The 11,009-nt window shown below is 71.5% G+C and carries 10 protein-coding genes and 1 riboswitch; of the genes, 5 read left to right on the top strand and 5 right to left on the bottom strand.

What is annotated here, in order from left to right:
- The first annotated feature begins 182 nt into the window (after positions 1-182).
- Positions 183-1,169, top strand: a complete 987-nt coding sequence (locus tag E1287_RS39190; RefSeq protein ID WP_131970524.1) for a carbohydrate kinase family protein — start codon at positions 183-185, stop codon at positions 1,167-1,169.
- Between the two features lie 59 nt (positions 1,170-1,228).
- Here the strand turns inward: E1287_RS39190 and E1287_RS39185 are convergent, their stop codons facing one another.
- Together E1287_RS39185 and E1287_RS39180 are read right to left on the bottom strand one after the other, a co-directional pair.
- The gene (locus tag E1287_RS39185) at positions 1,229-1,540 is read right to left on the bottom strand and encodes a sulfurtransferase TusA family protein (protein WP_131970522.1); all 312 of its coding nucleotides are present in this window, start codon (positions 1,538-1,540) and stop codon (positions 1,229-1,231) included.
- The gene (locus tag E1287_RS39180) at positions 1,537-2,736 is read right to left on the bottom strand and encodes a cysteine desulfurase family protein (RefSeq protein ID WP_131970520.1); all 1,200 of its coding nucleotides are present in this window, start codon (positions 2,734-2,736) and stop codon (positions 1,537-1,539) included. Before E1287_RS39180 ends, E1287_RS39185 begins: the two co-directional genes overlap by 4 nt.
- Positions 2,737-2,899: 163 nt before the next feature.
- Between E1287_RS39180 and coxB the strand changes: the two genes are divergently transcribed.
- The 4 genes from coxB (at position 2,900) to E1287_RS39160 (ending at position 7,181) form a co-directional block, all read left to right on the top strand.
- Entirely contained in the window at positions 2,900-3,691 is a 792-nt protein-coding gene (gene coxB, locus E1287_RS39175; RefSeq protein ID WP_131970518.1) for a cytochrome c oxidase subunit II, read from the top strand.
- Positions 3,688-5,355, top strand: a complete 1,668-nt coding sequence (ctaD, locus tag E1287_RS39170) for a cytochrome c oxidase subunit I (RefSeq protein ID WP_131970516.1) — start codon at positions 3,688-3,690, stop codon at positions 5,353-5,355. Before coxB ends, ctaD begins: the two co-directional genes overlap by 4 nt.
- Before the next feature lie 3 nt (positions 5,356-5,358).
- Entirely contained in the window at positions 5,359-5,769 is a 411-nt protein-coding gene (locus tag E1287_RS39165) for a cytochrome c oxidase subunit 4 (RefSeq protein WP_131970514.1), read from the top strand.
- Positions 5,770-5,909: 140 nt separating this feature from the next.
- A complete protein-coding gene (locus E1287_RS39160) occupies positions 5,910-7,181 on the top strand; it encodes an Ig-like domain-containing protein (protein ID WP_243719740.1) in 1,272 nt (423 codons plus the stop codon).
- On the opposite strand, the gene E1287_RS39155 is transcribed toward E1287_RS39160, so the two are convergent.
- From E1287_RS39155 to E1287_RS39145, 3 genes are read right to left on the bottom strand one after another with little or no spacing between them, the layout of a single operon-like run.
- Complete coding sequence (locus tag E1287_RS39155) at positions 7,182-8,621, bottom strand: M48 family metallopeptidase (RefSeq protein WP_131970510.1); 1,440 nt, start codon at positions 8,619-8,621, stop codon at positions 7,182-7,184.
- Entirely contained in the window at positions 8,618-9,931 is a 1,314-nt protein-coding gene (locus tag E1287_RS39150; protein ID WP_131970508.1) for a hypothetical protein, read from the bottom strand. The genes E1287_RS39155 and E1287_RS39150 overlap by 4 nt, the downstream gene beginning before the upstream one ends.
- A 42-nt stretch (positions 9,932-9,973) precedes the next feature.
- Positions 9,974-10,804, bottom strand: a complete 831-nt coding sequence (locus E1287_RS39145; protein WP_131970506.1) for a CHAP domain-containing protein — start codon at positions 10,802-10,804, stop codon at positions 9,974-9,976.
- Positions 10,805-10,813: 9 nt separating this feature from the next.
- Positions 10,814-10,967, bottom strand: a riboswitch (cyclic di-AMP (ydaO/yuaA leader).
- Positions 10,968-11,009: the final 42 nt, after the last annotated feature.

The raw sequence follows: 11,009 nt of genomic DNA, 5'->3' as shown, positions 1-11,009 counted from the left end.
GGCCGGGCGTCAGCCCGGCCCGCCCCTTTCGCTGCCCGGCACCCGGCGCGGAGCACCCGGCGCGGACCGCAATTTCTCGGGCTGCGCTCCAGCGTCAATCTATGGTGCGATGGGAAAGTACTCTTTCCGGGTCCGTAACAGCCGGTGAACAGCCGGACGACCACGACGAGGAGAGCGACGCCGTGCGCATCGCCGTGACTGGCTCCATTGCGACCGACCATCTGATGACCTTCCCAGGAAGATTCACCGACCAGTTCCTGCCCGACCAGATGGACCGGGTGTCGCTGTCCTTCCTGGTGGACGAGCTGGACATCCGCCGCGGGGGCATCGGCGCCAACATCTGCTATGGCATGGGCAACCTCGGCAAGGAGTCGATCCTCGTCGGCTCCGTCGGCGACGACTTCGCCGACTACCGCTCCTGGCTCGAACGGCACGCGGTCGACACCGCGTCCGTGCACGTGTCCGAGCTGCACCACACGGCCCGGTTCCTGTGCACCACCGACCAGGACCAGAACCAGATCGCCACGTTCTACGCCGGCGCGATGAGCGAGGCCCGCTCCATCGAGCTGCGGCCCGTCGCCGACCGCGTCGGCGGCCTCGACCTCGTCATCGTCAGCCCGAACGACCCCGAGGCGATGCTGCGGCACACCGAGGAGTGCCGCACCCGCGGCATCCCGTTCGCCGCCGACCCGTCCCAGCAGCTCGCCCGCATGGACGGCGCCGACGTCCGCCGCCTCATCGACGGCGCCGCGTACCTGTTCAGCAACGAGTACGAGAAGGCGCTCGCGGAGGAGAAGACCGGCTGGTCCGGCGAGGAGATCCTGGAGCGTGTCGGCATCCGGATCACCACCCTCGGCGCCAAGGGCGTCGTCATCGACCGCGGGGGCGTGGAGGGCCTGCACGTGCCCGCCGTCCCCGTCGAGAAGGTCGTCGACCCGACCGGCGTCGGCGACGCGTTCCGCGCCGGCTTCCTGTCCGCCCTCGCCTGGGAGCTCCCGCTCGAACGCGCCGCGCAGGTCGGCCACACCATCGCCGCGCACGCCCTCGAGGCCGCGGGTCCGCAGGAGTACTCCCTGGCCCGCCAGGCGTTCCTCGACCGCTTCGCCGCCGCCTACGGCTCCGACGCCGCCGCCGGCATCGCTCCCCACCTCACCTGCCCGAACCCGTAACGGGACGCCGACGCAAAAGGGCCGCGCCGTGACGGCGCGGCCCTTTTCTGCGCTGCGATTCAGTACGTCCGGCGGATGTGGAATCCCCAGCCGCCCTGCTGGAGGGTCTCCTCCCAGACGAAGTCCTGCGACTTCATGCGGCACCAGGCGGGGACGTCGGTGCGAGCGGCGGCGTCGTCGGCGAGGACGGCGACGATCTCGCCGACGGGAACCTCGCGGATCCGCTCGGCCAGCATGATGATCGGGATCGGGCACTTGCGGCCGAGCGCGTCGATGACGAGGACGGGCGGCGGCGCGGCCGGCTCGGCCGCGGGGGGCGTCGCGGCGCCGCCGGGGGACGCCCCGCTCTTGGCGCGGCCTCGGAACCTCATGGGCGCGACCGCCTCCCTGTGTCGACGTGGTCCGGCCCTGTCCCGAAGCCGTCCAGCCCCTCCCGGCGGAGGCGGCCGACGGCGCCGGGCAGCACGGTCAGGAACCGGTCGACGTCCGCCGAACGGACGCCACGCGGCAGCGATACCCGCACGTTCCCGTGGGTAATCACGCCCATCGCCTCCAGAACATGACTGGGACGCAGCGTATCCGCCGTGCACGAACTTCCGGAGGAAACGGCGAAACCCAGCCTGTCGAGTTCGGTCAGCAGGGCCTCGCCCTCCACGTACAGGCACGAGAACGTCACCAGGTGCGGCAGCCGCCGGACGGGGTCGCCGACGACCTCGACGTCGGGGACGGTCCGCGGCACCTCCGCGCGGATGCGGTCGACGAGGGACGACAGGCGCGCCGCGTCCGCCGCCATGTCCGCGCGGAACGCCTCCAGGGCCGCGGCGGCCGCCGCGATCGCCGGGACGTTCTCGAACCCGGGCACGCGGCGCCGCTCCCGCTCGTCGTCCGGCAGCGGGGAACGCCACCGGGTGCCCTTGCGGACGGCGAGCACCCCGACCCCCGCGGGCCCGCCCCACTTGTGGGCGCTGCCGGCGAGGAAGGACCAGCCGCCGGGGACGTCCGCCCGTCCCAGGGACTGCGCGGCGTCGACAAGGAGAGGGACGCGCGCGGCGCGGCACGCCTCGGCGGCCTCCGCGACGGGCTGGACGGTCCCGACCTCGTGGTTGGCCGACTGCAGGCACGCGAGCGCGGTGTCCGGACGCAGCGCCGCCGCGAACTCGCCGGGGTCGACGCGGCCCGCCCGGTCGACGCCGACGACGGTGACCTCGCCGCCGTCGCGCTCGTGCGCCTCGGCGGCGTGCAGGACGCTGGAGTGCTCCACCGCGCTCACCACCAGGTGCCGCCCGACCCTCCGGCGCGCCCGGAGCCCGCCGAGGACGGCCAGATGCACCGCCTGCGTGCCCGACGACGTGAACGACACCTCGTCCGCGCGGGCGCCCAGGACCTCCGCCACCCGGGCGCGGGCCCGGTCGAGGAGCACGCGGGCGCCGCGCGCCGTCCCGTACAGCCGCGCGGGGTCGGCCCACCCGGCGTCGAGGGCCTCAAGAAGAGCCGACCGGGCCGCGGGATGCGGCGGCTCGGTGGACGCGGCGTCGAGATAGACGCCCGGCGCGCTGGGATCGGCCACGCGGAAACACTAACCGGGCACCCGATCGGGGGTTCGCGCGACCCTCGCGCTAGTGTGTCCAACGCACATGTGACAACTGATCTCTCCGCCCGGCCGACCGGGCTTTCATCCGTGGGGAAGGCATTCCGTGAGTCCGACCCGCTCTAGGGAGCGGCGTACGCCTGTGCGCAGTCGCCGCGCATTGAAAAGCGCCGGCGCGCTGGGTCTGCTGGCGCTGTCAGCCACCGCGTGCAGCGGCAGCCGCCTGGGCATGCCCGAGCCGATCAGCGAGCAAGGCGAGCGCATGCTGCACCTGTGGCAGGGCTCCTGGATCGCGGCGTTCGCGGTCGGGGCCGTCGTCTGGGGCCTGATCATCTGGGCGATCCTGTTCCACCGCAAGCGCTCCGACGACCTGCCGCCGCAGGTCCGCTACAACATGCCGATCGAGATCCTCTACACGGCGGTCCCGTTCGTCATCATCGCGGTCCTGTTCTACTTCACCGCCCGGGACGAGAACTACGTCGAGAAGACCACCGCCAACCCCGCCGTGGTCGTCGACGTCACCGGGTTCCAGTGGAGCTGGCAGTTCGACTACAAGGAGAAGGACGCCACGGGCAAGGAGCAGCTCGTCGCGCGCGTCGTCGGCCAGCCCGTCGCGCCGAACGGGCCCGCGCCCGCCAAGCCGGTGATGACGATCCCCACGGGCCAGAAGATTCGTGTCCGCCTGCACTCCAACGACGTCATCCACTCGTTCTGGGTCCCGGCGCTGATCTACAAGAAGGACGTCATGCCCGGCTACGACAACGAGTTCGAGTTCACGGCGAACAAGACCGGCGTGTACGAGGGCCGCTGCGCCGAGCTCTGCGGTGTCGACCACAGCCGGATGCTGTTCCAGCTCAAGGTCGTGACGCCCCAGGAGTACACCAAGTACATCGCCGACTCGAAGGCCGCGCTGGCCGCCGGGGGTGCCCAGTGACCGCGACCAGTCACGCGCCGACCGCGACGCCCGTCGGCCCCCGGACGACCAAGGGCCGCATCCTCGCCTCCTGGCTGTCGTCCACCGACCACAAGGTGATCGGCTACCTCTACCTGATCACCTCGTTCTTCATGTTCCTGTTCGGCGGCGTCCTCGCGCTGGTGATGCGCGCGGAGCTGTTCGAGCCGGGCATGCAGGTCGTCAGCAACGAGCAGTTCAACCAGCTGTTCACCATGCACGGCACGATCATGCTGCTGATGTTCGCGACGCCCCTGTTCGCGGGCTTCACCAACGTCATCATGCCGCTGCAGATCGGCGCGCCCGACGTGGCGTTCCCGCGCATGAACATGCTGGCGTACTGGCTGTTCCTGTTCGGCAGCCTCATCGTCATCGCGGGCTTCCTGACCCCGGGCGGCGCGGCCAGCTTCGGCTGGTTCGCCTACGCCCCGCTGTCGGACGCGGTCCGCTCGCCGGGCATCGGCGGCGACATGTGGGTGATGGGCCTGGCGATGTCCGGGTTCGGCACCATCATGGGCGCCGTCAACTTCATCACCACGATCCTATGCATGCGCGCGCCCGGCATGACGATGTTCCGGATGCCGATCTTCACGTGGAACGTCCTGCTGACGTCCATCCTGGTGCTGGTCGCGTTCCCGGTCCTCGCGGCGGCGCTGCTGGCGCTGGAGGCCGACCGCAAGCTCGGCGCGCACATCTTCGACGCCTCGCACGGCGGCGCGCTGCTATGGCAGCACCTGTTCTGGTTCTTCGGGCATCCGGAGGTCTATATCATCGCGTTGCCCTTCTTCGGCATCGTGACGGAGATCCTCCCGGTGTTCAGCCGGAAGCCGGTCTTCGGCTACATCGGGCTGGTGTTCGCGACCATCAGCATCACGGGCCTGTCCGTCACCGTGTGGGCGCACCACATGTTCGTCACCGGCCAGGTGCTGCTGCCGTTCTTCTCGTTCATGTCGTTCCTCATCGCCGTGCCCACGGGGGTGAAGTTCTTCAACTGGGTCGGGACGATCTGGCGAGGGCAACTGACGTTCGAGTCGCCGATGCTGTGGTCGCTGGGCTTCCTCGTGACGTTCCTGTTCGGCGGCCTCACCGGCGTCATCCTCGCGTCGCCGCCGATGGACTTCCAGCTGTCCGACTCCTACTTCGTGGTGGCGCACTTCCACTACGTCGTGTTCGGCACCGTGGTGTTCGCGATGTTCGCCGGGTTCTACTTCTGGTGGCCGAAGTGGACCGGCAAGATGCTCAACGACACCCTCGGCAAGGTCCACTTCTGGCTGCTGTTCATCGGCTTCCACGGCACGTTCCTCGTCCAGCACTGGCTGGGCGCCGCGGGCATGCCGCGCCGGTACGCCGACTACGCCGACGAGTTCACGGGCCTGAACGAGATCTCCAGCATCTTCTCGCTCGTCCTCGGCGCGTCCATGCTGCCGTTCTTCTACAACGTGTACATCACGTGGAAGCGGGGCAAGCGCGTCGAGGTCGACGACCCGTGGGGCTACGGCGCGTCGCTGGAGTGGGCGACGTCGTGCCCGCCGCCGCGGCACAACTTCAACTCGATTCCGAAGATCCGTTCCGAGCGGCCGGCGTTCGACCTGCACCATCCGCATGTGGGCGCCAAGGGCGAGCTGGCCGGGACGAAGGGGGAGTAGCCGATGCGCGTCCAGGCGTTCATGTTCTACGGCTCCGCGCTGTTCTTCCTGGCGACGGACATCGTGTACTGGCTCTGGTCGAAGGACTGGACGGGCACGACGGCCCTTGGCCTCTCGGTCGGGCTCGCCGGGCTCATCGGGTTCTACGTGCACTTCACCGTCCGGCGGCTGGAGGCCGCCAACGGCGGCCCGCTGTACGAGGACGACCCGGAGGGGAACATCGCGGACGCGGCCGGCGAGCTGGGCTTCTTCAGCCCGCACAGCTGGTGGCCGCTGTTCCTCGGGCTGTCGGCCGCGGCGATCGCGCTCGGCGTCGTGTTCGGCTGGTGGCTGGTCATCCTCGGCGCCGCCGCCACGCTGCTGTCCACGATCGGTCTGGTCTTCGAGTACTACCGGGGTCATTTCGCCCACTGATCAGTAAAAGAACCCCATGAGGGGCCGGTGTCCGCTTTTTTGCGGGTACCGGCCCTTTCACATACTGGGCGCCGTTCCAGCGACATGGCTGGGGAGGCGGACAGATCGCCCAGTAGGACGACCGGGGGGACCACATGCGGGTGGGTGGCTCAGGACCGGGAGACCGGGGACGGCGGACGGCGGCGGTGCTCATCGGCGCCGGCATGGTCGCGGGCGCCGCGGCGTGCACGGGCGGCGGCGAGGCGGACGGCAAGGACGCCGTGGAGCTCACGGTGTCGCCGGCGGGCGGCGGGGGGCAGCTCAGGCCGGACAGCCCCATCACCGTCCAGGCGTACCGGGGCACCGTGGCGAACGTGACCGTGTCGTCCGGCGGCGGCCAGGTCGAGGGCGACCTGAACGCCGACCGGACGCGGTGGAGGTCGCGGTGGACGCTCGAACCGGGCGCGACGTACACGGTCGGCGCGACGGCGGTCGGCAAGGACGGCAGGACCGAGACGGTCGGCAGCCGCTTCACCACCGCCAAGGTCACGAAGACGAACAAGGTGACGATCGAGGCCCCGTACGACAAGGAGACCGTCGGCGTCGGCATCCCCATCATCATGCAGTTCGACCGCGCGGTGCAGGACAGGAAGGCGGTCGAGCAGGCGCTGGAGGTGCGGGCCGACAAGACCGTGGAAGGCGCCTGGCACTGGTTCAGCGACAAGGAAGTCGTCTTCCGGACGAAACAGTACTGGCCCGCCCAGACCAAGGTGACGTTCCAGGCCCACCTCAGCGGTGTGCGCACCGGCGGAGACGTGTACGGCGGCAAGAACTACGCCGTCGACTTCAAGGTGGGCGACTCGCACATCTCCACGGCGGGCGAGGACAGCCACAAGATGGTGGTGAAGGTCAACGGGAAGAAGGTCCGCACCATCCCGACCAGCATGGGCAAGGGCGGGGCGCGCAAGTACACCACCACCAACGGCGTCCACCTGACGATGGCCAAGGAAGACCCCACCGTCATGACGTCCGACTGGATGGGGGTCAGCCCCGGAAGCCCCGGCGGCTACAGCCTCACCGTGTACAAGTCCGTGCGCATTTCCGAGAGCGGCGAGTACGTCCACAGCGCGCCGTGGTCGGTGGGCAGCCAGGGCAGCGCGAACGTCAGCCACGGCTGCATCAACATCAGCCCGTCCAACGCGAAGTGGTTCTACGGCCTGGCTCAGCGCGGCGACGTGGTGACGGTGACCGGGTCGGACCGGGAACTCGAACCGGACAACGGCTGGGGCTATTGGCAGATGAACTGGAACGAATGGGTGAAGGGCAGCGCGCTGCAGCGGTCGGTGACGACGGCGCCTCGCGCGGACGCCGCGACGCTCTCCGCGCAGCCGGGCGGGCAGTCGCCCGACAAGCCGCGCGCCGACGGCGACTGACTAGCGCAGCGGCCGGGGCTCCGGGACGTGGTGCATGCGCGCCCATGTACGGGCCATGGCGATCCGGTCGGGGCCTGACGGGTGCGTCAGCCAGAGCAGGTACTCCATGCCGTCGGGATTCAGGTCGGAGATGTTGCGCACCGACAGCTCGTGCTGCATCGACACGAACGTCGACGGGTCGCGGGTGAGGTTGAGCGCGTGCGCGTCCGCGCGGGCCTCGATGCGGCGGCTGACGAGGTTCTGGACCGGGGCGCCGAGCTGCGTCCCGGCCGCCACCAGCGCGAGGACGAGCGCGATCGACCGCGGGTCCGCCGCCCCGCCGGACCGGTCCTCCGGCGGGCCGGGGGAGGCGACTCCCGCGCGGCGCAGGAGGCGCGGGGAGGTCATCAGGAGGTACAGCAGGCACATCGCCCCGGCGATGCCGAGCGCGCCCACGAGCGTCCCGTACAGGACGTCGTCGCGCTTGGCGTGGCCCAGCTCGTGCGCGACGATCGACTTCACCCGGGCGGGCGGCGACTTCAGCAGCGTGTCGTACAGGACGATGCGGCGCGTGGACCCGAACCCGGACACGTAGGCGTTCAGCGACGTCGTCCGGCGGGACGCGTCCGCGACGAGGACGTCCTCGACCGGCACGCCGTCCCGCTCGGCCATCGCGAGCAGGTCGGTGCGCAGCGGCCCCTGTTGCAGCGAGTGGAACTTGTTGAACACCGGCTCGACGGCGATCGGGTAGGTGAACGACACCAGGACGACGAGCAGGAAGCCTCCGGCGGCGGCGCCCGTCCACCAGTAGCGCGGGAAGCGGCGCACGACCGCGTACAGGAGCAGCAGGGCGATCGTGTAGATGACCCAGGTGACGGCGAGGGACTTGAGCTGGTCCACGAGCCACGCGGGCCAGGTCTGCGTCGACAGCCCGTACCGGCGCAGCACCGACTCGCTCCAGATGTCGAACGGCAGCCCGGCGACGCGCAGCAGCGTGGTCAGCGAGATGATCGCGGCGATGATCCGCCAAAGACGAAGCCGAAGGCGCTCCGGGGGGTGTGGGGGGTCGCCCCCCCTCGGGGGGCGCGGGCGGCGGCGGGTGCGGGCGGTGACCCAGCCGATGAACCGCGCGCCCAGCGGCGTGAAGCCCAGGGCGAAGACCAGGACCAGGCCGACGACGAGGCCCGAGTAGGCGGGCGGGTTGACGGCCGAGTCGAACGCCTTGGACCGGGCGATCTCCGACGGGGAGAAGTCGAGCGCCGGATCGGGCTCCACGCGCCCGCCGGGAACGGTGCCGGGCAGCGGGTTCCAGGGCGTCGTCAGGGCGAGGACGGCCGCGACGGCGGCGAAGAGCACCGCGGCGGCTACGGCGGCGGCGATCCGCGGCGTCCGCCTGCCGTCGGCCTCTCCGGTTCGGGCGGTCGCGGGTTCGGCCCGTCCCTCGTCCGCCTCCGCGCTCATGTCAGCTCCTTCTTCAAGTAGTCGCGCCACTGGGCGGTGAGGCCCTCCCGGGTGAGGCGCAGCACGTCGCGCAGCGCGGCCGCCTCCCGGACGCGCCCGGCGGTCCGGTAGAGCCGCACGAGCGTCGCCTCACCGTACCGGTCGGCGATCATCCGGCAGGCGAGCCAGGCCTCCTGGTAGGACTGCGAGAGGCGCGGCGAGCCGCCGCCGAACGCCGCCGCCGCGGGCAGCGCGGACGGGACCCGTCCCGCCGCGACCTCCCGGCGCAGCTCGTCCGCCGCCGCCCGCACGCCGATCTTCGACCCGCGGTAACCGACGTAGTCGGCGAAGCCCTCGATGAGCCACTCCGGCGTGGTGCGGTCGTGGGCGGCGCCGGTGGCGACGTGCGTCAGCTCGTGGGCGAGGACGACGTCGCGCCCGATCTCGTTGAGGCGGCCGAAGGTGCCGGGGGAGACGACGACGCGGTCGGCGCCCCGGTCCGGGCCCGCGGACGGGACGGCGGTCGCGACCGCGGCGATCTCGCCGAGGCCCGGCCCCGTGCCGGAGCCGGCGAGCGTGGACGCCAGGCCGGGGTCGGCGGGCACGAGCGCGACGGCCCGCCGCGCCCATCCCGCGCCGACGACGTCGCTGACGGCGGGCACGGCCTCGTCCAGACGCCGCGCGATCTCGCCGAGGCCGGCGGCGTCCCCGATGACGAGGCTCGCCCGGCCCTTGACCACCGACAGGGGGCCGCCGTCCCAGATCTCGGCGTCGTCCTGGAAGCCGTGGGACGAGCCGTCGCCGACGATCGTCCAGGCGCCGGAGCGCTGGGCCAGGGCAAGGTAGCGGATGCGGACCACGTCGCCGCGGTCGAAACCGCGCAGCTTGTAGCGCACCTTGACGCGGACGATCGTGACGCCGTCCTTCTCGTCCACGGTCTGGGTGGTGACGGCCTGTTCGCGCCATCCAGCCAGCGGGAGCTTGCGGAGATTGGCGTAGAGGCGGGACTGGGCGTCCTGGAACGCGGCGGGCGCGGAGCCGACCGTCGCGAGGAAGGCCGTCCGGTCGCCGGTCCGGACGGCCCGCGCGCGGTTGCCGAGGACGGTCTCGGCGTCGCCGGCGTCGAACCGGCCGGCCTCCCTGGTCTCGCGGACGCGGGGCGTCCCGTCGTCGCCGGAGCGCGCGGCGAGCAGCCCCGTGACCCCGGCGAGCAGCGCCCCGGCCCCGCCCGCGCCGAGAGCGAGCGCCCCGCGCCGCGTGAGGGCGCGGCCAGACGCGTCACCCTCGCCGGAGCCGCCGTGCGCGTCGCCCTCGCCGGAGCCGTCTTCCATGCGCGCGATCCTATGCAGCCCGCGGGAGCGGGGAGACGGGCGTCACGACTTGTAGTCGGGGTATCCGTAGCCGACGATGTCGTCGGCCGAGCGCTCCTTGACCTGGACGGCGTTGCTCGTGTTGCCCTCGACGGCCTCGATCGTGTCGTCGTCGACCTTCTTGATCACCATGCCGACGTGCCGGATGTCGCCGCTGGCCTTGCCGCCGTCCCAGGCGTAGAAGACGATCGCGCCCGGCCTGGGCTCGGTGCCCCAGCGGCCGTTGGCCTGGAACCAGCGGGCGTGGGCGACGGTCCAGGCGTCGCTGCCGATCTGGTCGGTGAAGCCGATCTGCTCGCCGACCCAGGAGATGAACATGTCGCACCAGTTCGCGTCGCTGTAGCCGCCGAGGGAGCCGCCGTCGCGGGCGAGCGTCTCCTTGGCGCGGGACGTGCTCATGTACCACTTCTGGAACTTGGTCTCGCCGCCGCCGTCCTCCTCGATGCCCACCTGCGACCTGGCCAGCTTGATGGCCTCCGCGGCGGTGGGCCGCGACTTCTCGGACGGCGTCCCGGACGTCTTCGCGGGCGCGCCGCCGCGTTCCGCGCCGCCGTCCTTGCCCTTGGCGGCGTTGGGGCTCTTCCGCTTGAGCTCGTCCTTCTTGCGGTCCTTGGACGCGGTTCCGCGCGCGCCCTTCCCGGCGGTCGCCAGCTCGGAGGACGCGTTCGTGGCGGACGGCGAGCCGAACGGCAGGACCGACGCCTGCGCGGTGGCCGCGGCGGTGCCGAGGACGGCGGCGCCGACGACGACGCCGCCGGTCGTCCGCCATGTGATGGTCCGGGCGCTCGGCTTGCGATGCCTGCCCGGGGTCTTCTTGCGGTGGGTGCCTGGCACGGGGGGATCTCCTCGACTTCCATGCCGCCTACCGGGTTAGCTGACGGGTTCGGGCGTGGAAGCCGCCCTACGGCCCGCGCGCGGGCAGGCCAATTCACCCCGAGAGGACAGGTGGGTCCCCGGCTTCGCGTCCCGCCGCGCTTGAAGGGGGCGGTCCGCGGACTCGGCGGTGGCGGCCCGGGGGCGGGCGCGCCGGTCGGTTGGG

The sequence above is a fragment of the Actinomadura sp. KC06 genome (assembly GCF_004348735.1).
Lineage (GTDB): Bacteria > Actinomycetota > Actinomycetes > Streptosporangiales > Streptosporangiaceae > Spirillospora.
This window is presented reverse-complemented; position numbering and strand designations above follow the sequence as displayed.